Below are 23,341 nucleotides of genomic sequence, written 5' to 3' on the forward strand. Positions count from 1 at the left end.
CAGCCCCTCCTATATATAGTTATTTGACGTTATCCGCCGTGGTTCAAAACGGGAATTCTTTCACATTTAGGACTTACGCAAAACTACACGTGGTAAGGCCGAGTTCTCCAACGGAGTACTCGTAGTGTAGCCGCTTTGCGTCTAGATGAATTACCCTATCGGAAAATAAAGGTTTAGGCTATTTTTTGTGTAAGTCCTGACTTTGTTAAAATATCATTCTCTCGCTAGATTGGTTAAGGCGGCGACAGCTGTTTTGGCAACGATGTAAACTAGATGTCAGCAGTAACCCCCAAATAATTTGTCCACCTCTCGATTAATACATTATTTTGTCACAGCTTATGAACCCTGCCCTAACTCAAATTGGCGCTCAAATGTCCAACCTGACTGGCGTAAGAGCAATCATGAAGGATATTATCGAGACATTAAGAGGGGGTGCAGGGCAGCAATTTATTAATTTGAGTGCTGGTAATCCGTTGATTTTGCCAGAGGTAGAGCAGTTATGGCGGGATTGTACTGCACAGCTTTTGGCTAGTCCAGAATATGGTGAAGTAGTTTGTCGTTACGGTTCAAGTCAGGGCTATGCACCATTAATTCAAGCGATCGCTAACGACTTTAACAAACGCTACGGGTTAAACTTGAGCGATCGCAATATCCTAATCACCCCTGGTAGTCAAAGCCTCTACTTCTACGCGGTTAATAGCTTTGGTGGCTACACCTCTAGCGGCGAGCTAAAACAAATCGTTTTGCCCCTCAGTCCTGACTACACAGGTTACGGCGGTATCTGCTTGGTTCCAAAAGCCTTAACTGCTTACAAACCAACTCTTGATATTGATGCAGCCGCTCACCGATTTAAATATCGCCCCGACTTCAGCAAACTGTCGATTACAGAAAATACTGGTTGTGTTCTTTTCTCTCGTCCCTGTAATCCTACTGGTAATGTCCTTACTGATGAGGAGGTGAAGAAAATTGCTGCCCTCGCTGCACCTTATAATTTGCCCGTGTTAATTGACTCGGCTTATGCGCCTCCCTTCCCAGCATTGAACTTTACCGAAATGACACCAGTTTTTGGTGATAACATCCTGCATTGCATGAGTTTATCGAAAGCGGGATTACCAGGAGAAAGGATTGGTATTGCGATTGGGGATGAAAAGTGGATTGAAGTACTGGAGTGTTTTCAGGCAAATATGAGCCTTCATTCTTCACGTTACGGCCAAGCGATCGCAGCTTATGCAATCAATTCTGGCGCTTTAGTGGAAATTTCTCACACTGTCATCCGTCCTTTTTACCAAAATAAATTTACTGTTTTAGAAACCAGCTTAGAACAAGCGATGTCCAAGGATTTACCCTGGTTCCTCCATCGTGGTGAAGGAGCGATTTTTGCTTGGTTGTGGTTACAAGATTTACCCATCAGCGACTGGGAATTTTACCAACAATTAAAGCAAGTAGGTGTGATTATTGTCCCTGGAAGTACCTTCTTCCCTGGTTTAGAGGAAGAGTGGGCGCACAAGCACCAATGTTTCCGCATCAGCCTCACAGGTACAGATGAAGAGATAGCTACTGCTATGCAACGTTTAGCAAAAGTGGCTGAAGAAGCTTATAAAGGTGCAGCTGTAACTGCCTAATACCGCAAGGCGGAATTAAAAATTAAAAATGAATATAGCGTAAGCATTTCATTGATTTAGATGGGTGGTTTATTTCCGCCGTGTTGTACTAGTAGGAAAAATGGAAATGAAACACGAAGAAGCTAATAAAGAGATTGGAGGCACAGGTGCAAATGGGCAGAGGGGCAGAGGTGCAGAGGGGCAGAGGGGCAAGAGAGTAGGAGGAAATTCAAAAATTCAAAATGTCCAATCTCCAGCCCCTAATCCCAAACCCGTAGTTCCCAATACCCAATCCCCAGTTCCCAATCTTGATAATTGGTTAGAAATTGGTAAGATTGTTTCCCCTCAAGGATTATCTGGAGAATTAAAGGTTTATCCTGTATCTGACTTTCCCGAAAGATTTGAAGTACCGGGAAAACGTTGGTTGTTGCGTTTAGATGGCACAGAACCACAACCAATCGAATTATTAACAGGACGTTATATCAGTAACAAAAACTTGTATGTAATCAAATTAGCTGGTGTGGAAACTTGCGATCAGGCAGAGGCGTTACGTGGTTGTAAGTTAATGGTGCCAGTGAGCGATCGCCCCCAATTAGCCGAAGATGAATATCATGTCCTCGATTTGATTGGCTTAGAAGTCTTCATGCAAGCATCTGGCGAACTCGTTGGTACGGTGATAGACATCATCCCCGCCGGCAATGATTTGTTAGAAGTAAAGTTCCATGAATCCTTTGCTACTGACAAAGGACAAATGACAAATGACAAAGAACAAATGACAAATGACAAAAAGCAAAAGACGGTTTTGATTCCATTTGTGGAAGCGATCGCACCAGTCGTAGACTTGAAATCTAATCGTATTGAAATTACGCCACCGCCTGGGTTATTGGAAATTAATAATTAGGTTATTCCTTAATCTGCCTCTAGCTAGTTTTGCTGTACTGGATAGTTCAAGAGAAAGCAAAACTTGAAGCATGAGAAAATGAAAGTACATACTTTATTTATTAATCTAGGAAATGTGGCAATGACAGAAAAACCAACAGCAACTATTCACAGGCAACTACTGGAAATATTGTCCCAATTGCCCAAGTCTAGTCAAGAAGAAGTATTAGATTTTGCTATCTCTCTCCAGAAAAAAAAACTAACTCAGCATTGGGATGCTATTTCTGATGTCGAGGCTGCTGCATTGAAAACTGAGTTTGCTAATGAAGATTTAGCTTTTGCAGAATCCGTTTTAACTGATTATCTCTCTCAACTTCAACAAGAGGACACAGTTTGATGCGAGGAGATGTTTATTTAGCTGACTTGAATCCGAGTCGAGGTTCAGAGCAAGCAGGTATCCGACCAGTTATCATTGTTCAGCGAGATCGACTAGCTCAGTTTACAACAACATCTGTAGTAGTTCCTTTAACCACTAATCTGCGACGCGCTATTGTACCAGGTACAATTGTCATACCTTCAGGTGAAGGCGGTTTAACGCAAGAGTCAGTGGTGCTTTCTTATCAAATAGTTGTTATCGATAGACAGCGATTAATCCGAAAATTAGGAAGTCTTTCTCCTAATTATTTATTAATGCTAAAAGTAGCATTAGATTACACTTTACAACTAGATAATGATGACGAAGAAAATGCCGATTGATAGGATTAATCAATCGCATAGGTGTAATCCATCGTAGATATCGCTCTCCATCCCGTACTCAAAACCAAAAAATTTAGTAGCAAAGACTGGAAAAATTTATCGTGGGGAGATGGCAATAATTTTGAAAACAAGTATAATTGCTTACTGAATGAGTTCGCCAAAATCCTTTTGTAATGGAGTGTCGAAAATGACATTAGCAACGACTCCACAAACAAAGCCTTTAACAGATGAAGAATTACAGAAGATAAACGCCTACTGGCGTGCAGCTAACTATCTTTCGGTTGGGCAAATATATCTACTCGACAATCCGCTACTAAGAGAACCACTAAAGCTGGAACACGTCAAACCCAGACTCTTAGGGCATTGGGGAACAACGCCAGGGCTGAACTTTATCTATGTTCACCTGAATCGACTCATTAAAAAATATGACCTCAACACAATCTATATTGCTGGCCCCGGTCATGGTGGCCCTGGACTGGTAGCCAACACTTATTTAGAAGGCACTTACACCGAGTATTACCACAACATCTCTCAGGATGCTGAGGGAATGAAGAAACTCTTTAAACAGTTTTCTTTCCCCGGTGGTATTCCCAGTCACGTTGCACCAGAAACTCCTGGTTCGATTCACGAAGGCGGGGAATTAGGTTATGCCCTCGTCCACGCTTATGGTGCTGCCTTTGATAACCCTGACTTAATTGTTGCTGCTGTTGTTGGTGACGGTGAAGCTGAAACAGGTGCTTTAGCAACTAGTTGGCATTCCAACAAGTTTCTTAACCCAGTACGTGATGGTGCTGTATTGCCGATTTTGCACCTGAATGGGTATAAAATTGCTAATCCAACGACATTGGCACGGATTAGCCATGATGAGTTGGAAAGTTTATTTGTAGGATATGGCTACAAACCATACTTTGTAGAAGGTGAAGATCCCGCAGATGTTCACCAGCAGATGGCGGCGATTCTAGAAACAGCGATCGCAGAAATTCAAAGTATCCAAAGGGAAGCCCGCGTACATGGTTTCACTAAACGTCCTCAGTGGCCGATGATTGTCATGCGAACCCCCAAAGGTTGGACAGGGCCCAAGGAAGTGGATGGTAAAAAAACTGAAGGTTCTTGGCGATCGCACCAAGTTCCCTTTGGCAACATCGCCAAACAGCCAGACCACCTGAGACTCCTAGAAGATTGGATGAAGAGTTACAAACCAGAAGAACTCTTCGACGCTAACGGTAAGCTGATTCCCGAACTAGCAGAACTAGCCCCCAAAAAACATCGACGCATGGGTGACAATCCCCACGCTAACGGCGGTATTTTGCTGCATGACCTGAAAATGCCCAATTTTCAGGACTATGCTGTAGATGTTCCTGAACCAGGGAAAGCGATCGCAGAAGCTACCAAAGTGACCGGCAAATTCCTGCGCGATATCATGCGACTTAACCAAGAAAGTAGTAATTTCCGCATCTTTGCCCCCGACGAATTAGCATCGAATCGTCTAGACCCTGTACTGGAAGTTACAGATCGGGTTTGGGAAGCCGAGATTTACCCCGAAGATGACCACCTTTCCCCCGACGGTCGGGTGATGGAAATTCTCAGCGAAACTTCTTGCCAAGGATGGTTAGAAGGCTACCTCCTCACAGGTCGTCACGGGTTCTTCACTTGTTACGAGGCATTCATCCACATCATTGATTCTATGTTCAACCAACACGCCAAATGGTTGAAAACGACGAGACATATTCCCTGGCGTAGACCGATCGCTTCTCTCAATTACCTACTCACCTCTCACGTTTGGCGACAAGACCATAACGGATTTTCTCACCAAGATCCCGGTTTTATCGACCATGTACTTAACAAAAAAGCTGAGATTGTTCGCGTCTATTTACCTCCCGATGCCAACACTCTGCTGTCGGTAACTGACCATTGTCTAAAAAGCCGCAACTATGTCAACGTCATCATTGCTGGAAAACAGCCAGCATTGCAATATCTCAACATAGATGCAGCCATTAAGCATTGCACCAAAGGTATCGGCATTTGGGAATGGGCAAGCAACGACGAAGGCGGCGACCCAGATGTAGTGCTAGCTTGTGCTGGGGATATTCCCACCTTAGAAACCTTAGCGGCTGTAGATATCCTGCGTCAGCATTTCGCAGATTTAAAAGTGCGGGTAGTGAACGTAGTCGATTTGATGACACTACAGCCAAAAACCGAACATCCCCACGGTTTGAGTGAAAAAGATTTTGACACACTTTTCACCACCGACAAACCTGTTATCTTTGCCTTTCATGGCTATCCCTGGCTGATTCATCGCCTAACCTACCGCCACACTAATCATAAAAACATCCATGTGCGTGGCTATAAGGAAGAGGGAACTACTACCACTCCCTTTGATATGGTTGTTGTCAACGATCTAGATCGCTTCCATTTGGTAATTGATGTAATCGATCGCGTGCCCAAACTAGGATCTAGCGCCGCTTATGTCAAACAGCAGATGCAAGATAAGCTGATCGAACACAAGCACTACATTCAGAAGTACGGCGATGATGTGCCGGAAATTCGTGACTGGAAGTGGCCCTATTAAGAGGGAATGAGATAGAGAGGCAGAGGGGAAAATCTTCTCCCTGCTTCTCGTTTTTTTAGGAGAGCGTTAATGTACAGTCAAGGGAATGCCGTTATCTTTAGGTTTCAACTTGAGAATAAATGGCACAGCTTTCAATACCCAATCGGACACAGGTGTATAGTTAGCAGCTTCTTCTCCAAAGCTAATAGAGAGCATATCAGTATGAATAATCCCTGGATTGAGGGGTATAGCTGCCATACCAGTTGGCAATTCTTGTGCCAAAGAACGAGTTAATCCTTCTATTGCCCACTTAGAAGCACAATATGGTGCAACTTGGGCTGAAGTAGAACGTCCCCAGCCAGAACTAAAGTTAACAATAATACCCCGCTTTTTTTTCACCATTGCTGGTACGAAATGGCGAATTATATTCACTACTCCTTTGATATTGATATCTATTAGATCAGAAAATTCTTCGGATGGTATTTCCCACAAAGGTGCTGGGTAATTAGTAATTGCCGCATTATTAATTACTATATCTGGCGGTTCATATTTGTTCAATACATCTAGTGCCCATTTTTTTACAAGGTGTTCATTTGCCACGTCTACAGATGCGAAATCGTTGGGCGCACTAAACTTCTGGCTGATTTTATGGATAGCATCTGATGAACGAGCGCAACCAATCACAGTATGTCCCTCTTGAATAAAACGCTCGGTCATCGCATAACCTAGACCTTTGCTTATGCCTGTAATTAAGATGAGCTTAGTCATTTTTTTCTGCTATTAAACGTATCATTAGCAAACTTTTCGTGGGTAGCTATTTTTACCAAATGCCCTGCATATTATAAATCAATAACAAATGTACTCTCTACCCTACTGCCAGTATCATTATGCAAATTGCAGCCATACGTCAACAAGAAGCAAGTGCGATCGCTGCTTCTAATACTTTGGTAAGACAACTAGCTGAAATTAGCAATTTTGGGGTAGTCGAGTGCTAGTGAAAGCCAAAAGCTTTTGCATAACTTTTTAACTTTGCAGAGAGAAGTACTTTAAGTTACTTAACGCATCAAACGCTACCCACTTTCATGGTTAGCGCTAGGATAGCTATGTATTTTATTAAAGTATAAATATGGCTCAAACTTTTTACGTAAATCCAGCATCAGGAAGTGATACCAACGCCGGTAGTCAACAAGCACCCTTCAAAAGCATTACCCAAGCCCTCAAGGTAGCTACTGTTGATACCAAGATTCAATTGGCAGATGGTAATTACAATGCTGCTAGCGGTGAAGTCTTTCCGTTAACGGTTCCATCTGGTGTGACAGTGGTGGGTAATGAAATAAACACTGGCAAGGGGATTTTGATTGAAGGCAGTGGTACCTACTTGAGCCGTACTTTCGCTGCTCAGAATGTCACATTTGTGTTGCTGGATAAAGCCGAACTCAGGGGGGTCACTGTAACAAATCTGGCTAGCCGTGGCAGTGGTGTCTGGATTGAATCAACTGCACCTACTGTTGCTAATAGCACCTTTACCAACTGTAAACGCGAGGGAGTATTTGCTACAGGTGAGGCTAACCCAATTATTCTAGGTAATTTGTTCAGTGAAAATGCAGCCAATGGAATTGCGATCGCTAAAAATTCCAAAGGTCAAATTCAAGGTAATACCTGCTTCAAAACAGGTTTTGGCATCGCTATTAGTGATACTGCATCACCAATCCTTCGAGATAACAAAATTTACGAAAACCGTTCTGGAATTGTAATCTCTGGTAGTGCCCGTCCTCTATTACGTAACAATGTCAGTGAAAATAACACTGATGATGGTATCACAGTAATTGGAACTGCCCTACCGGATATCGGCAGTACTAATAACTTAGGAGGTAATACTTTACGCAATAACGGTAAATTTGATTTGCAAAATGCCAGTTCCAACAAGCTGGTTTCTATAGGAAATAAAATAGATGCGTCTAAAGTCGCGGGAAGTATAGAGTTTGCAGATAGTTCGGTTCCCACGCCGACACCAACGCCAACCCCGACACCAACCCCAACACCAACGCCAACCCCGACACCAACCCCAACCCCAACCCCAACGCCAACACCAACGCCAACCCCAACACCAACACCAACGCCAACCCCAACACCTACTATCGAATTAACCGATATTAGTAATCATTGGGCAGGTGGGTTTATTCGAGAATTAGTCAAATTGGGGATAGTTAATGGTTTCCCCGATCGCACATTTAAACCCGATGCTACGATGACACGGGCACAATACGCCGCATTATTGGTAAAAGCTTTCAACCCATCGCCAAACCGCCCCGTGGTGAAATTCAAAGATGTACCCGCAGATTTCTGGGCATCTAAGGTTATTCAGCAAGCATATCAAGGTTTATTTCTCTCTGGTTTTCCTGACAATACTTTCGGCCCGAACAAGAATATTCAGCGCGTGCAAGTGATTGTCTCTCTAGTTAATGGGTTGGGGTTATCTGCTGATGGTACAGCATTTATTAAAACTTTCGATGATCAAGCCAAGATTCCTGAATATGCCAAGGATGAGGTAGTAAAAGCTATAAACAAGGAGATTATTGTCAATCACCCGAACCTCAAACAACTCAATCCTACCCGTGATGCTACACGCGCTGAGGTAGCGGCGATGGTATACCAAGCTTTGGTAGATGCTGGTCGTGTAGCGGCGATCGACTCGCCTTATATTCTGACTGCTTGATTGTTCAACTAATTTATTTTTTACAATTGGATAATTTTTTTAGGGGCAATTCATGTAGACGCATTCGCAGTTACATGAATTGCCCCTAAAAAATGGTTTTAAATTAGAGACAGATCAAATTCATACTTAATTTCAAAAAATGCCGTTTTTAGTTTCTACTCCAATGGGGGCAAATTATTCGGGTTACATCAAATTATCTAAAGCATAACTTTGGCTAAAATTGGTTACACAACCTTAGCAATCTTTGGGAAATACACCTGTAAAGCTTAGTTAGCAATCATTCTGCCAGTGATCAAGTAGCAAAAGGTGAATCCTAATATTCACTTTCTCGAAAAGCTCTTACTTGCCCACTATGAATTAGAATAAATCTAAATATATAAAAATTTTAAAAAAATCCAAATAAAAATTTTGTTTTGTTAACAAAAACAATGCAGTTGAATCGAAGTAATTTTCTCAGGTCTCTGATCCAGCTTGAGCCAGGAAAACCAGCAATATCCAACGGCTTGCGAGCTGCATTAGCGTTGGGAGTTCCGATGCTAATTGGGCAACTCATCAACCAAAGGGAAAGCGGATTATTTGTCGGTTTAATGGCTTACTTTGTCAACTTAGCAAATGTTGGTGGCCCTTACCAGATCAAAGCTAAGGCAATGGTGGCGGCTACTTTGGGAATGGCTGTTTCAGTATTTGTGGGTACTCTAGTCGCTAAAATTTCAGCATTATCTGTAGTACTGACATTTCTCTGGGGACTTGCTTCAGGTTTTGCGTCGATGTATGGTAACGCTGGTGCAAATGTCGGTCTGGTTGTAGGAGTATCATTTATTTCCACGATTGCACAGCCCGGAAATCTGGAAGCCGCACTCATGCGATCGCTGCTATGTCTAATTGCAGGTGGATGGGCAATGTTACTTTCTTTAGTAATGTGGCCTTTTAGACCTTATGACCCGCTACGGATAGCTTTGGCTGGCTGCTTCAGTGCGATCGCCAACTACATTCAGACATTTCTCGGTAAAGTTACAACACCTGAAAATATTCTCGAAATTAGACAGGCATTAGAGACAGCACGGACTACTTTAGGTGCTGCACGGATTGGACAATCGGCTCGGAGTTGGATGAATGAGCAATTATTGGTGCTAATTCAAGATGGCGATCGCTTGCTTGGCTCAGTTATTGCCTTAACAGAGTTACTAGAAACTCACTTCCAACAACAGCAATATCAGGCAGTTCAGCAATTAGTAGACGATGCACTCAAACAAATATCAGTCGTTCTGCAAGCCATAGCGAAAGTTATATCTCGCAAGCCTGCTAGCATCGATCTGGAAAATCTTAACCGCATTTATGAGGCACTAAAGGAACAAGAAAGTCTGCAAAGAAAAGCAATTGCTGGGAGTGAGACAGACTACACAACCCTCGTTGCTCTCAGTAACCTAGTGCTGATGATCGAAAAACTAATCAAGCAGTTGCAATATACGGCTCAGACAGCTAAATCTTTGGTAGAACATAACAATATAAGTCGCCGAGATATAGATACACTTCTTGTAGTTGAAGATGAACAGCGATCGCTCTTAAGTTTACTCAAAGACAACCTCACTTTAGACTCAGCAATCTTTCGTCATGCTCTCCGCATCAGTGTAACTCTCACTGTAGGCGTAATCCTATACAGCATTACTAATTTACCAATGGGGTATTGGGTGACACTGACAAGCATCCTAGTCCTCAAACCGAACTTGGGCGCAACTTTCCAGAGGTTTTTTCAGCGAGTTGGCGGGACGATCTTGGGAGCCGTATTAGCAGCTGTTTTAGTCGCAACTATCACCAGTAAGACTGTATTAGACATCATCATCGTGCTGACAGTATTTTTTGGCATTTCCCTAATCACTGTCAACTATGGCTATTCGGTGATTTTCTTATCAATATTTGTCTTACTAATTATCGATATTGGTAATCCCATTGGTTGGCAATTTGCTGGCTTTCGCGTTTTGAATACATTAATTGGGGCGGGACTAGCTTTTGCAAGCCATTACTTTATATTGCCAAATCGGGAACGCGATCGCTTACCCAGTCAACTCGCCACTGCACTGCGAGAATGCCACAAGTACTTTTGGGATGTGATGGCTGTTTACCAGGGAACAAAAGAGCATGACTCCACCATTATCAGTCAACGGCGACAAACGGGATTAGCAATTGGCAATGCTCAAGCCTCATTTCAAGGATTGCTGCGCGAACCCCAAATGCCCAAAGAATTAGTAGAACCAGTGATGACGCTGTTGGTGTACATGGGACGTTTTACTAACTCCGTGACAGTTTTGGCAGTACATCTCGAACATTTTCGAGGAACAGTACCGCTACCGGAATTAGAAACTTTTGTCCGCCAAGTTTCGCTAATGTTAGAGCAGTTAGCTGATTCAGTACAACTGGAAATTACCCCACCGCCCTTACCTGGCTTGGAAGAAACGCTGCAAAAAATCCAACCGCACCTGCAAGCGCTGCGTACAGCCCGAATAGAAGAGTTAGCTGTCAATCAAGGACATACACCTGTTCGTCAAGCAGTCATTGATTACAGCATATTAGATTTGGAGATCGATCAGATTGTCCGGCGGTTGACTGCTATGCACTCAGCGATGGAACGGCTAATTTCAGCGAGATAAAGCGCATTTTTTCTCAAATCAAATAAGACTGCTATATTATTTTGTTCCTTGCTGATCTTTCAAAAATGGATTAATGGCAGAAATTTCATAATATTTGTTACTTTCTTTAAAGTTTTTAATTCTGGGATATCTGGTTTTAATTGTTCTGCGATCGCTAATTTTTGTTCGGCTTGTGCAGGTTGAAAATCATACAAATAAACAACAGCTAAATAAAGCCACACGTAAGGATTTTTAGCATCATATTTAGTTAATTCTATTAAATTTTGGATTAATTCTGGCACTTGGCGCTGTAAAAGTTGTGATAATACTAGAGTGTAACGCAAATTTAAGTTATTTGGCTCTCTTTGCAGATGATAATTAGCCGCAAATCCAATCTGTTTTAAATAATCTTGAGTAGGATCGTATAGATTGAAATTATCTATCTGTGCAAATATATTATTTAATTTTCCCTGTTGTAACTCTTGTGCTAATTGTGAAGTTTGAGTAACGAAATCTAGAGGTGGGGATTTTTCTCCTGTTCCTCCATCTGTCACATCTACGGTAATATCTGGAATATTTAAAGATGTGACTTTATTGGTTCTTCTATCTAAATATAGTGCTGATAATTTATATTTTCCTACTGGTAACGTTTTCGGAATAAATGTGGCTAAGGCTTCTTTTACCTGGAAAGTTCCTTCAGGACGACATTTGATACCACAGTATAAATTACCCAGACCAATAGCATGATCGTGATCCCAAGATGATTGGCTATTTTGCCATTTTAATAGTAAAATACCATTTTGCAAATCATCCCATGAACCTGTTATTTTATATGTTACAGGATTATTCTTATCTAAAATTAATTTTTGAGAAATCGCAACCTTTTCTAGACTAATTACAGATTCACTATTGCTGATTTTTTGAACAACTACATAAGGATTCTTTCGGTTATATAATCGAAGTTTATCTCCATTAGGCAATATCCAATCGCCCTGTAATTTCAAATCCGTAGAAGATTTAACTAAAGAGTTTAATTTCCGTTTAATCTCTCCACTGTCTCCTGGTTGGTTTGGTTCATTATCTCTAGTGACATACCAAGAAAAATATTGTAAATCTTCCTCCGCCTGAGATAAATTATATGTGAATTTTCTGCCATATACGCGGAAATCTGCTAATGCGCCAAAATAATCTAAAGTAAACTCATTTATTTGAGGTGTAGAAACGGGAATTACCCCTAAAGTTGACCTTAAATATAAATTTGTTTCATTGATTTTATTTATCAGCTTACCCAAGGGGTATTTGTTGCCATCATTATTAGGTAAATGTTTACCACCCCATGCTTGAATTAGGGGTAAGGGAAACAAATTATTGACTAACAATATACTACTTAATACCAGAGTTGCTAATCTCAGCCTATCAAAATATATATTTTCAATTAAGTTAAATAAATCCGCCAAGATTAAACTAATTATAGGAAAGCATGGCAGAATAAATCTAATGTCTTTATTTGTACCTAAAGTACAAATTATATAGCTACTTACTAAGGTAACTAATAACCATATTCTAGCGGATTTATAGATAGATCCGGGAATTAAATCATTAGTAAATTTATATTTGATAATATAAATCAATAAAATACCAATACTTATAGATAATATTGGTAAACCAACGCTTTCTGGGATCATCTTTGGATAGAATAACCATCCAGTAATAGTTGTGGCGGAAGGATCGCCTTCTCCTTTTCCGACTTGGTTAGCGTTTAATGCCGATGTTATAATTGTTAACCAATTTAAGCTATACCAAAAACCACAAATTAACCAAGCTATTATCAAAGACAAGCAAGCTTGTATTAGCTTGATAAATTTACGTTTTATAATAAAAGTAATTAATGTCCAAATACTAGGAACTAAAATAAAAATAAATCCTGTAGGCTTAGTCAACAATATTAAACCTATACCTACACCCAATATGATAGTTAACCACCATGATAAAAACCCAATATAACTATCTTTCCAAATTGTCAAAATTGTGAAAGTTACTATAACAATTGCTGTTAGCCCATAATCTAATAAATAATCTGTCCGTATCATTCCTAAAATAGGAAATAATAGACAAAATATGCTGGCAGTTATGCTAGTTTTTCGGTTTTTAAATAAAAAATTACCTAAATGATACACTGAAAGTATAATCATTGCAGTATATAATAAGTTCACCAAGCTTGCCTGGTCATATCCACGCCCAAACAATATCAAGAATGGTACGGTGCAAATATATAAAAAAGGAGCGCGATAACTTGGAGTTAATTGCCACAGAGATAACCACCAATTTCCTGAGAAGATATTAAAGTTTTGAAAAATCCTATAATGATGTAATGCTGTCGTTAAATGTGCGCTTTGATCGTAGGATGGAATCGAATTATCTAATAAAAACCAAGTTCTATCTATAGCTAATGCTATCAGCCAAATTATGAAGAGGATGATATAGTCTTTTCTCCTCTGAGAAGGCACAAAATCATTCATATCTATTGCTAAAAAATGAAGCTCAACTAATTATATATCTGTCATGTATCGCCGCTTCACTAAATATTATGTCCGCTTAAGTACTTATTAAACGCCAAGAATGCCCCTTAATCCTGGAAAGAATTAAGAGATGGGGTGCAATGATTGTGGGAATCATAACTGCTCTTTTAGAGGATGTTTAAAAAGTTCTCTTGTCGGTATCAAAAGCTCTAGATCCTCCTAAATCCCCCGATAAATTAGGGGACTTTGATTCCAGTTCCCTATTTTCTCCTATTCTTGTTCAAAAATCAAAATAGAAACGTGGGGTTTAAATAGATAAAAACTGCTGTAATCAATAAAGCGAACGCATGGTGGCGGATATGATCTTCAATAAAACTGGCGATGAAATAATAACTGTGGTCATAGCCTTCTTGATAACGCAAGTTTAGCGGCTGCTCAACATCTGCACAAGCTTTCTCAAACACTTCCGGTAGTAATTGTTCAGCTAAAAATTTATCAGCAGTACCTTGATCAATGAGAATTGAACTGTGATACCCTACTTGTTTGACTAATTCACTAGCATCATAAGCACGCCAACTTTCTTGATTTTTGCCAAGATAACCACTAAAAGCCTTTTGTCCCCAAGGACAACGCATAGGTGCAGTGATAGGTGCAAAGGCTGATACTGATTTGTAAAGCTCTGGGTTTCTCATCGCACAGACAAGCGCCCCGTGTCCCCCCATTGAATGACCGAAAATACCTTGTTTTTCAGGTTGAGTGGGGAAATTTGCGTTAATCAAAGCAGGTAGTTCATGGACAACATAACTATACATTTGGTAGTTTTTACGCCACGGTTCTTCTGTAGCATCAACATAAAAGCCTGCACCTGTACCAAAGTCCCAGTCATCATCCTCGCCTGCAATGCCAGTATTACGCGGACTAGTATCTGGTGCAACCAGCATCAAGCCGTACTCAGCCGCAAAGCGTTGCACTCCCCCCGCCTTTACCATAAAAATCTCTTCCGTGCAAGTCAACCCAGAGAGAAAATAGAGAGTTGGCACAGGTTTATGAGTTACTTGTGGTGGTTGATAAACAGCAAAACGCATTTCACTATTACAGATTGAGGAGAGATGGCTGTAAAAGCCGAGTTTGCCACCAAAGCTTTTATATTCTGAAATGACGTTGACGTTAGGCATTGACTATATTCTCGAACTACCCGGTAATTAGCACTATATACCGTAGTTGCGATCGCATTTCAATCAACCCTGTGACTAGGTAACTTAGTCCCGCATCTTTTACAAAACTCAGCATCTATATCATGGAAAGCTAATCCACAGTTGGAACAAACCATTTCTACCTGATTAGCAGTTTTCACAACTTGCTTAATTAAATCCCCTACTTGCCAGGGAATCAGTGCAATTCCTGTAAAAATCATCAATACCGTTAGCAAACGTCCTAATTCAGAAATTGGAATAACATCGCCAAATCCCACAGTTGTCATTGTGACAACAGAGAAATAGAAGGCATCCAAAAATGTCCCGTAATTTTGAGGATTAACCGGATGCTCTACTTGATATATTAAACCAGAATAAATAAAAACAATTGCAAATAATGTAAATAATATTCGCGCAAAGATCATGCCATCTTCGGTGCTGACAGTAGCGAATAAAAACTTTCTATCTATAAACCTGATTAATCGTAAAATCCTAAACCATCGCAGTAGCCGGATAAAGCTAATATCGACTATCCCTATAAAGAATGGCAAAATTGCCATTAAGTCAATAATCGAATAGAAGCTAAAAATATACTGAATTTTGTTTTCTGCACTCCAAAAACGGAGTAAATATTCCACCGCAAATATGATGACGATCGCAGTATCGACTAGATGTAATTGAAATCGCACAGAATCAGGAATATTATAAGTTTCTGCGACAAAAATTCCTGATGATAATAGTACCAAAGCGGCAAGTGTTAAATTAATCGCTTTACCTATTGGTGTTTCTAGGTCTTTTAAGTAGAATTCTGTTTCTTGTCTGCTCAATAACATATTCGACTATTAACTAATCTTAATTCCCAGTTATAGCATCAGAAATACGATATTATTAATCACTATCCTTATATTAACCTCACTTTCTATGATTCCAGAATATTTTATGCGTTTAGCTTTGGCGCAAGCAAAAGAAGGAGAGACACCTTATGGTGCTGTGATTGTTAAAGATAACGAAGTTGTTGCCGTAGCTCATAATACTGTTATCAGAGACAACGATCCATCAGCCCATGCTGAAATCAACGTTATTCGTAGTTTAACAGTTAAACTTAAAAACCATTTTTTAGAAGGTTATAGTATATATACAACTTGCGAACCTTGTCCAATGTGTGCAACTGCTTGTGTTTGGAGTGGTTTATCAGAAATTGTATATGGTGCTTCAATTCAAGACTTGATCTCGATAAATCAATCACAAATTAATCTATCTTGTGAAGAGGTAATCGCTAAATCATTTAGAAGCATCAAAGTAACCAAAGGCGTTTTAAAAAATGAATGTCTGGAGTTATTTAAATAAACTACAACACATTTAGCTTTTTCATTAGGTAAATGTAAATCATTGTAGCGACTGTCTTGAAAGTCGCTACGGGCATTGGTTGGAATATTTTTGTCCCCAACACCGTTATCTGTGAGGTTGTATATAAGCTAATACGCTTGGGTTAAGGAACGAAACCCGGGATACGCCAGTTTTAGTTTTTAGCTTTAACTGAATCATATTGGTATATAAGCGGCTTCAGCGCCCTTGCTTTATCAAGATTGGTTTTGTGCAGCGTCACATAGAAATAGTATAAGTAACCGAAGTAACCGCAATATTGCAGATTCAGGCAAATGATCGCGGAAATTCATCTGAAATCAAATCCTCTGGCTTACTCGTAACTTGCCTTTCAATAAGTAAACCTGATAAGTTATATCAGATTTACTGAAGTAATAAAACTTGATTAAAAATTGTAAAGCATTGTAAAGTGTATTCACAGGCAAAGACAAACGAGCCTGATTTATAAATCACTAACCGCACTTATAAAACAATGACAACAACCTTACAACAGCGCTCAAGCGCTAACGTATGGGATCGATTCTGTGAGTGGATCACCAGCACCAACAACCGCATCTACATCGGTTGGTTCGGCGTAGTCATGATCCCCACCTTGCTAGCAGCTACCGCTTGCTTCGTAATCGCCTTCATCGCCGCTCCTCCAGTAGACATCGATGGTATCCGCGAACCAGTAGCAGGTTCCTTAATCTACGGAAACAACATCATCTCTGGTGCAGTAGTACCTTCCTCAAACGCTATCGGCTTGCACTTCTACCCAATTTGGGAAGCAGCATCTCTTGATGAGTGGTTGTACAACGGTGGTCCTTACCAATTGGTAATTTTCCACTTCCTGATTGGCGTATTCTGCTACTTAGGTCGTGAATGGGAACTATCCTACCGCTTAGGTATGCGTCCTTGGATTGCGATCGCATATTCTGCACCTGTTGCAGCAGCAACCGCAGTATTCTTGGTATACCCCATCGGACAAGGTTCCTTCTCTGACGGTATGCCTTTAGGAATCTCAGGAACATTCAACTTCATGATCGTGTTCCAAGCAGAACACAACATCTTGATGCACCCCTTCCACCAACTAGGTGTAGCTGGTGTATTCGGCGGAAGCTTGTTCTCTGCAATGCACGGTTCACTTGTAACTTCTTCCTTGGTTCGTGAAACAACCGAAACCGAGTCACAAAACTACGGTTACAAATTCGGTCAAGAAGAAGAAACCTACAACATCGTTGCAGCTCACGGCTACTTCGGTCGTCTAATCTTCCAATACGCTTCCTTCAACAACAGCCGTTCACTGCACTTCTTCCTCGCAGCATGGCCTGTAATCGGCATCTGGTTCACCGCCTTGGGTGTAAGCACAATGGCGTTCAACTTGAACGGTTTCAACTTCAACCAATCAATCATTGACTCTGAAGGTCGTGTGATTGCAACTTGGGCGGATGTAATCAACCGCGCTAACCTGGGTATGGAAGTAATGCACGAGCGTAACGCTCACAACTTCCCTCTAGATTTGGCATCTGCTGAATCTGCTCCTGTTGCTCTTAGCGCTCCTGCTATCAACGGTTAATTCTCAACCATTAACTCAATTAGCTAAATAATAAAGCGCTCTCCCACTTCGGGAGGGCGCTTTTAATTTAAGTATGGTAAAAAACTTTATCTTTTTAAACAAAGATTATGTTAGACAATACGAGATAGTTGCACTACCAGGTTATGTCCATAGATTTACGGGAATTTTATCAGGCTAGCGATCCCAGCAGAACTCTATTTGTCAACCATAGCTCTGATGGCAAGTATTACATAGATTTTTCCTCAGTCCGAGGTGGTGATATTCTTGGCAAGCTGAAGCAGAAAATTACTTTTTTTAAGCCCAATGAACCTACCTGCACTTTATTTACTGGGCATATTGGTTGTGGTAAATCGACAGAACTATTACGATTACAGGCAGAACTGGAAAAATTAGGCTTCCATGTAGTTTATTTTGAGTCCAGTGATGACCTGGAAATGACCGATGTTGATATTGCTGATGTGCTGCTAGCGATCGCTCGGCGGGTGAGTCAAAGTCTTGATAAAATTACCCTGGAGTCACCTAACAAGTTTAATGAGTTGCTGCAAGGTGCTTGGAAGGTCTTAAACTCCGAGGTGACGGGGGTAAAAGTTAAGGTTCCGGTGGTTGGTGATGTGGGTTTATCCGCAGATAAAGAAAAACTTTCTCTGTCTGTGGGCATTGGTGAAATCACTAGCAAGATGAAAAATGACCCCACCCTGCGAGAAAAACTCAATCAGTATTTAGCACCGCAAAAAACTAAGCTGTTGGAAGCGATTAATCAAGAATTATTAGAACCTGCGATCGCTAAACTCAAACAGCAGGGTAAAAATGGTCTGGTGGTAATTGTCGATAATCTTGACCGCATAGATAATCGTGTCAAACCTTGGGGTCGTCCGCAGCAAGAATATTTATTTGTAGACCAGGGTGAGTTTTTGACCAAGCTGAATTGTCATTTAATCTACACCATGCCCTTATCTTTAAAGTTTTCCAACGATTACGGAATGCTAACTCAGCGATTCCCAGAAGACCCCAAGGTTTTACCAATGGTTCCTATACAATGGGCTGATGGTAGTGTTCATACACAGGGAATGTCACTCATGCAGCAGATGGTACTAGCAAGAGCTTTTCCTGACATCACACCAGAGGAGCGTTTAAATAAAGTTACCGAAATTTTTGATAGTGCTGCTAGCCTAGAACGGTTATGTAAAATGAGTGGTGGTCATGTGCGGGATGTGCTGAGGCTGCTGAATACTTGGATTATGGAAGAAATGAGCCTTCCCTTAACCCGTGAAACCTTAGAGGAAGTGATTCGTTCTCGGCGGAATGAAATCATGTTGCCAATTTCTGAGGATGAGTGGCAATTGTTACGTCATGTCAAAGAAAAGAAAAAGGTGAGTGATGACCACGGATATCAAAAACTGATCCGCAGTCGGTTTGTCTTTGAATATCGCGATCGTGGTCAGTCTTGGTTTGATGTTAATCCCATCTTGGCAGAAGCCAGAGAGTTGAACGTTCCTTAAGAGTAGGGTGTGTTACGGCTTCCGTAACGCACCATCTTTGGTACACAACCGACATCTTCCGTAAGCAGCATCTCAGGTTTTCGGTGCGTTACGCTTCGCGGTAACACACCCTACACGCACACTGTACATAAGCTTATGAGTCCACAGCAACCACCAGAAGATGGCCATGTAAACAGCGAACGCTCTCTAAAACAATTAGCTTGGGCGATCGCATCCTCCGTGGGACAGTTTAAGCTGATTTTGGCACGGTGTAATTATGCTAGCTTGCGCGATCGCTTAATCTCCAGATTGCAGGAAATTTGTCAAGTCGAAATTCGTGTCTTGGCGGTGCAGCAATCGAACAGGACTCTTTATACTGTCATTCAGGAAGAATTGGGCGAAGAGATACCAGCCTGTGTAATGGTTGTGGGTTTGGAATCAGTGCAAAATTTGTCTGTGATGTTAACTTCTGCAAATCAGGTGCGGGAAGAGTTTCGCAAGAATTTTGCTTTTCCCTTAGTGTTGTGGATTGACGATGAAATTTATAAGCAACTAATACAGCTTGCGCCAGATTTAGAAAGTTGGGCAACTACGAGAAATTTTGAGATATCAACCCAAGAATTAGTAGATTTTATCAGCAAAACGGCTAATTCCTGGTTTAGTAATAACTTAAATTTTAGCGTAGATGTATATGTCAAGCTGGAAAATGAGTTAAAAGCAGCACAAAGATATTTACTCAATCAGCCAGATGTTTATAATTTAGAAATTAAAGCTAATTTAGAATCTTTATTAGGTTTTATTAAACAGATAAATAGTCAAAAAGATTCGGCGATACAGCATTATCACAAAGCTTTAGAGCTTTGGCAGCAAAGTAATAATTTAGAACGTCAGATAAAAATCCTCGGTGAAATTGGCTTTTGTTATTATCTCAAAGCTTTTAAACATCAAGATATCAATCATCCCGATTGGCAAGTGACTTGGAATTACATCCAAGAGTATATAGATTTAATTAACCAGTTTAAAAATCCAGATTTAATTGCTAATGCAGTAGTGAAGTTTGGTGATATCTTGCGAGACTTGCAAAAGTGGGAAACATTGCAGACTCTTTCTGAGCAAGCTTTAATAATCCATCAAAATAACAACCAACTAAGAGAATTAGCCAAAGATTACGGTTTTTTAGCTGAAGTAGCTTTGGCTCAGAATAATTGGGTTAAAGCAAATCAGTTAGTTAAGCAAGCCTTGGAAGTTTTTGCTGCGATTACAAATCTGGAATCAGCTAATATACCAGGGATTCTATTTAATATTCCTGAAAAGGTTTTAAAATCAAAAGACTTCAGCTTATATCAGTTTATTTTAGGTCGTTCTCAATACCATTTAGGTCAAATTAAAGAGGCAACCCTCAGCTTAGAAACTGCTAGGGATGTAGGTAATCCCCTAGAAGATGTCAGACTTTACTTAGATATTCTCAGGTTTTTGCAGCAGCTTTATTTTGAGCGGAAAGAATATCTCAAAGCATACAAAATTAAACAGCAACGGCGTTCCATTGAACAGCAATTTGGCTTGCGGGCTTTTATTGGTGCGGGTAGGTTAGAAGCCACAAAACAGGCATTTGTAGAGACATTGCGCTCAAACTCTCCTCAAGGAAATATTGCCCCAGAAATTGCTGCATCTGGTCGCCTCTTGGATGTAGAACGTTTAATTGAACGCATGGGTCGCCCTGATTATAAGCTGATAGTAATTCATGGGCAATCGGGTGTCGGCAAAAGTTCCCTGGTGAATGCGGGATTAGTACCAGCTTTAAAGAATAAAGCGATCGGTGTTCAAGATTATATGCCAGTGGTAATGCGGGTTTATACTAACTGGGCGGAAGAGTTGGGGCGAGTTTTGGGGAGAGATGAGGGAGATAAGGGGGATAAGGGGGATGAGGGAGAGTTAAAAGGTCAACTTTCATCCTCAGAAGGTCAACGTTCACCCTCAGAAGGTCAATGTTCACCCTCAGAAGGTCAACGTTCATCCTCAGAAGGTCAACGTTCACCCTCAGAAGGTCAAAGTCGAGCCTCAGAAGGTCAACGTTCACCCTCAGAAGGTCAACGTTCACCCTCAGAAGGTCAACGTTCACCCTCAGAAGGTCAACGTTCATCCTCAGAAGGTCAACGTTCACCCTCAGAAGGTCAATGTTCACCCTCAGAAGGTCAACTTTCACCCTCAGAACTCGGAACTCCGCAATATTTAATATCCAAACTTGAAGAAAACGAACAGCGCAACCTGCGAACGGTGCTAATTTTCGATCAATTTGAGGAATTTTTCTTTGTTTACACCGAACCATCCCAAAGAAAGCAATTCTTTGAGTTTCTGGGAGAGTGTTTGAATGTTCTATCGGTGAAAGTTATCTTATCGCTGCGGCTAGATTACATTCATTACTTGCTAGAGTGCAATGATTTGCCTAGTCTGAAGATTATTGGCAATGGCATTCTCAGTGATAATGTGCTTTACAAGTTGGGGAACTTCTCACCTGCTGATGCGAAGTTAATCATTCAGCGTTTAACTGAAAATACTAGTTTTCGCTTAGAACCTGCTTTAGTTCAACAACTGGTGCAAGATTTAGCCGGGGAATTGGGTGAAGTTCGTCCCATTGAGTTGCAGGTTGTGGGGGCGCAACTGCAAACGGAGAATATTACAACTCTGGCAGAATATCAGCAACGTGGCACTAAAGACGAATTGGTTAAGCGTTATTTGAATGAAGTTGTTCATGATTGTGGTGAAGAAAATCAGCAAACAGCAGACATATTACTCTATTTACTGACTGATGAAAAAGGAACTCGCCCTCTCAAGACTCGCGCTGAGTTGGAACGTGATTTGCTGCCGTACTTCTCGGAGATCCCCCCAACCCCCCTTAAAAAGGGGGGCTTAATTTCTTCAACCCCCTTTTTAAGGGGGTCGCCACAGGCGGGGGGATCAGAGGCTAGAGAAGATAAAGCTTCTGAAATCAGTAAATTAAATTTAATATTAGAAATTTTTGTCCAATCCGGCTTAGTGATTTTGTTACCAGAAAACCCGGCTGACCGTTATCAACTGGTACATGACTACATCGCCGCCTTTATCCGCCAGCAACAGGAACCGAAGTTAAAGCAGGTGATGGCGGAACTGGAAAACGAAAGGAACCAAAGAAAACTGAGTGACGCGAAACTAAATAACTTTCTCAAACTTGCCCTTTTTGGTTCAGTTGCAGCCGGATTAGTCTTAGCTGGACTAACATTTACAGCCTGGGATGCAGCACAAAGGGCAGAAAAGGAAAGAAAACAAGCTGAAATTAGTGAAATTAACGCCCTTGCTAACTCTTCAGCCACCTTTTCTGCCTCTGGGCAAATCTGGGATGCAGTGACAGAAGGCTTAAAAGCGGGCGGAAAACTGAAAAATGCCGGGAAGGTGGCGGTAGATACCCAAATGCGGGTTGTCGGAACATTGCGGAAAGCTGTGTACTTAAAAACAGAGAACAAATTCCAAGAACTGAATACATTAGAAGGGCATAGCAGTGGGGTCAGTAGCGTGGTGTTCAGCCCCGATGGGCAAAGGCTGGCTTCTACAAGTGATGACAAGACGATCAAACTCTGGGATGTCGCCACAAGCAAAGCTGTGCAAACCCTGACTGGGCATAGCAGTGCGGTCAGTAGCGTGGTGTTCAGCCCCGATGGGCAAAGGCTGGCTTCTGCAAGTCATGACAACACGATCAAACTCTGGGATATCGCCACAGGCAAAGCTGTGCAAACCCTGACTGGGCATAGCAGTGCGGTCTATAGCGTGGTGTTCAGCCCCGATGGGCAAAGGCTGGCTTCTGCAAGTGATGACAAGACGATCAAACTCTGGGATGTCGCCACAGGCAAAGCTGTGCAAACCCTGACTGGGCATAGCAGTGCGGTCAATAGCGTGGTGTTCAGCCCCGATGGGCAAAGGCTGGCTTCTGCAAGTAATGACAAGACGATCAAACTCTGGGATATCGCCACAGGCAAAGCTGTGCAAACCCTGACTGGGCATAGCAGTGCGGTCAATAGCGTGGTGTTCAGCCCCGATGGGCAAAGGCTGGCTTCTGCA

The 23,341-nt window shown here is 41.3% G+C and carries 15 protein-coding genes; 11 read left to right on the top strand and 4 right to left on the bottom strand.

The features are described from left to right. The first annotated feature begins 338 nt into the window (after nt 1-338). The 5 genes from V7K69_RS00895 (at nt 339) to V7K69_RS00915 (ending at nt 5,805) form a co-directional block, all read left to right on the top strand. Nucleotides 339-1,622 (top strand): valine--pyruvate transaminase, encoded by a 1,284-nt coding sequence (locus tag V7K69_RS00895; protein ID WP_335030657.1) that lies wholly within the window; start codon nt 339-341, stop codon nt 1,620-1,622. A 106-nt stretch (nt 1,623-1,728) separates the two neighbouring features. Beyond that, the gene (gene rimM / locus V7K69_RS00900) at nt 1,729-2,502 is read left to right on the top strand and encodes a ribosome maturation factor RimM (RefSeq protein WP_335030658.1); all 774 of its coding nucleotides are present in this window, start codon (nt 1,729-1,731) and stop codon (nt 2,500-2,502) included. Between the two features lie 78 nt (nt 2,503-2,580). Further along, a complete protein-coding gene (locus tag V7K69_RS00905) occupies nt 2,581-2,877 on the top strand; it encodes a hypothetical protein (protein WP_335030659.1) in 297 nt (98 codons plus the stop codon). Beyond that, complete coding sequence (locus V7K69_RS00910) at nt 2,877-3,236, top strand: type II toxin-antitoxin system PemK/MazF family toxin (protein WP_335030660.1); 360 nt, start codon at nt 2,877-2,879, stop codon at nt 3,234-3,236. Before V7K69_RS00905 ends, V7K69_RS00910 begins: the two co-directional genes overlap by 1 nt. Before the next feature lie 187 nt (nt 3,237-3,423). Beyond that, nucleotides 3,424-5,805: a phosphoketolase family protein gene (locus V7K69_RS00915; protein WP_335030661.1), complete on the top strand. Its 2,382-nt coding sequence runs from the start codon at nt 3,424-3,426 to the stop codon at nt 5,803-5,805. A gap of 66 nt (nt 5,806-5,871) precedes the next feature. Here the strand turns inward: V7K69_RS00915 and V7K69_RS00920 are convergent, their stop codons facing one another. Then, nucleotides 5,872-6,552 (bottom strand): SDR family oxidoreductase, encoded by a 681-nt coding sequence (locus V7K69_RS00920; protein WP_335030662.1) that lies wholly within the window; start codon nt 6,550-6,552, stop codon nt 5,872-5,874. 358 nt (nt 6,553-6,910) lie between these two features. On the opposite strand from V7K69_RS00920, the gene V7K69_RS00925 reads away from it, so the two are divergent. Further along, complete coding sequence (locus tag V7K69_RS00925; protein ID WP_335030663.1) at nt 6,911-8,500, top strand: DUF1565 domain-containing protein; 1,590 nt, start codon at nt 6,911-6,913, stop codon at nt 8,498-8,500. Nucleotides 8,501-8,928: 428 nt separating this feature from the next. Beyond that, complete coding sequence (locus V7K69_RS00930; protein ID WP_335030664.1) at nt 8,929-11,145, top strand: FUSC family protein; 2,217 nt, start codon at nt 8,929-8,931, stop codon at nt 11,143-11,145. Between the two features lie 59 nt (nt 11,146-11,204). Here the strand turns inward: V7K69_RS00930 and V7K69_RS00935 are convergent, their stop codons facing one another. The 3 genes from V7K69_RS00935 to V7K69_RS00945 form a co-directional block, all read right to left on the bottom strand. Continuing rightward, nucleotides 11,205-13,643 carry a hypothetical protein gene (locus V7K69_RS00935; protein ID WP_335030665.1) on the bottom strand — a complete coding sequence of 813 codons (2,439 nt, stop codon included), beginning with the start codon at nt 13,641-13,643 and terminating at the stop codon, nt 11,205-11,207. A gap of 287 nt (nt 13,644-13,930) precedes the next feature. Beyond that, nucleotides 13,931-14,818, bottom strand: coding sequence for an S-formylglutathione hydrolase (gene fghA, locus V7K69_RS00940; RefSeq protein WP_335030666.1), 888 nt, complete (start codon nt 14,816-14,818; stop codon nt 13,931-13,933). A gap of 59 nt (nt 14,819-14,877) precedes the next feature. After that, a complete protein-coding gene (locus V7K69_RS00945; protein ID WP_335030667.1) occupies nt 14,878-15,669 on the bottom strand; it encodes an ion transporter in 792 nt (263 codons plus the stop codon). A gap of 88 nt (nt 15,670-15,757) precedes the next feature. On the opposite strand from V7K69_RS00945, the gene V7K69_RS00950 reads away from it, so the two are divergent. From V7K69_RS00950 to V7K69_RS00965, 4 genes are all read left to right on the top strand, one after another. Next, nucleotides 15,758-16,183, top strand: coding sequence for a nucleoside deaminase (locus V7K69_RS00950; RefSeq protein WP_335030668.1), 426 nt, complete (start codon nt 15,758-15,760; stop codon nt 16,181-16,183). Nucleotides 16,184-16,691: 508 nt separating this feature from the next. Further along, nucleotides 16,692-17,774: a photosystem II q(b) protein gene (gene psbA / locus V7K69_RS00955; protein ID WP_159402515.1), complete on the top strand. Its 1,083-nt coding sequence runs from the start codon at nt 16,692-16,694 to the stop codon at nt 17,772-17,774. A 143-nt stretch (nt 17,775-17,917) separates the two neighbouring features. Continuing rightward, nucleotides 17,918-19,273: an ATP-binding protein gene (locus V7K69_RS00960; RefSeq protein ID WP_335030669.1), complete on the top strand. Its 1,356-nt coding sequence runs from the start codon at nt 17,918-17,920 to the stop codon at nt 19,271-19,273. 135 nt (nt 19,274-19,408) lie between these two features. Beyond that, nucleotides 19,409-23,341 (top strand): nSTAND1 domain-containing NTPase (locus V7K69_RS00965; protein WP_335030670.1); only part of this gene is annotated, 3,933 nt, incomplete at its 3' end.

This window comes from Nostoc sp. (assembly GCF_036917775.1).
Lineage (GTDB): Bacteria > Cyanobacteriota > Cyanobacteriia > Cyanobacteriales > Nostocaceae > Nostoc.

What these genes read in the sequence shown, in the direction of transcription:
- V7K69_RS00895 (WP_335030657.1), top strand. Translation starts at nt 339, where the DNA reads ATGAACCCTGCCCTAACTCAAATTGGCGCTCAAATGTCCAACCTGACT.
- fghA (WP_335030666.1), bottom strand. Translation starts at nt 14,818, where the DNA reads ATGCCTAACGTCAACGTCATTTCAGAATATAAAAGCTTTGGTGGCAAA.
- V7K69_RS00945 (WP_335030667.1), bottom strand. Translation starts at nt 15,669, where the DNA reads ATGTTATTGAGCAGACAAGAAACAGAATTCTACTTAAAAGACCTAGAA.
- V7K69_RS00930 (WP_335030664.1), top strand. Translation starts at nt 8,929, where the DNA reads ATGCAGTTGAATCGAAGTAATTTTCTCAGGTCTCTGATCCAGCTTGAG.
- V7K69_RS00935 (WP_335030665.1), bottom strand. Translation starts at nt 13,643, where the DNA reads ATGAATGATTTTGTGCCTTCTCAGAGGAGAAAAGACTATATCATCCTC.
- V7K69_RS00920 (WP_335030662.1), bottom strand. Translation starts at nt 6,552, where the DNA reads ATGACTAAGCTCATCTTAATTACAGGCATAAGCAAAGGTCTAGGTTAT.
- V7K69_RS00950 (WP_335030668.1), top strand. Translation starts at nt 15,758, where the DNA reads ATGATTCCAGAATATTTTATGCGTTTAGCTTTGGCGCAAGCAAAAGAA.
- V7K69_RS00960 (WP_335030669.1), top strand. Translation starts at nt 17,918, where the DNA reads ATGTCCATAGATTTACGGGAATTTTATCAGGCTAGCGATCCCAGCAGA.
- V7K69_RS00925 (WP_335030663.1), top strand. Translation starts at nt 6,911, where the DNA reads ATGGCTCAAACTTTTTACGTAAATCCAGCATCAGGAAGTGATACCAAC.
- psbA (WP_159402515.1), top strand. Translation starts at nt 16,692, where the DNA reads ATGACAACAACCTTACAACAGCGCTCAAGCGCTAACGTATGGGATCGA.
- rimM (WP_335030658.1), top strand. Translation starts at nt 1,729, where the DNA reads ATGAAACACGAAGAAGCTAATAAAGAGATTGGAGGCACAGGTGCAAAT.
- V7K69_RS00915 (WP_335030661.1), top strand. Translation starts at nt 3,424, where the DNA reads ATGACATTAGCAACGACTCCACAAACAAAGCCTTTAACAGATGAAGAA.
- V7K69_RS00910 (WP_335030660.1), top strand. Translation starts at nt 2,877, where the DNA reads ATGCGAGGAGATGTTTATTTAGCTGACTTGAATCCGAGTCGAGGTTCA.
- V7K69_RS00905 (WP_335030659.1), top strand. Translation starts at nt 2,581, where the DNA reads ATGAAAGTACATACTTTATTTATTAATCTAGGAAATGTGGCAATGACA.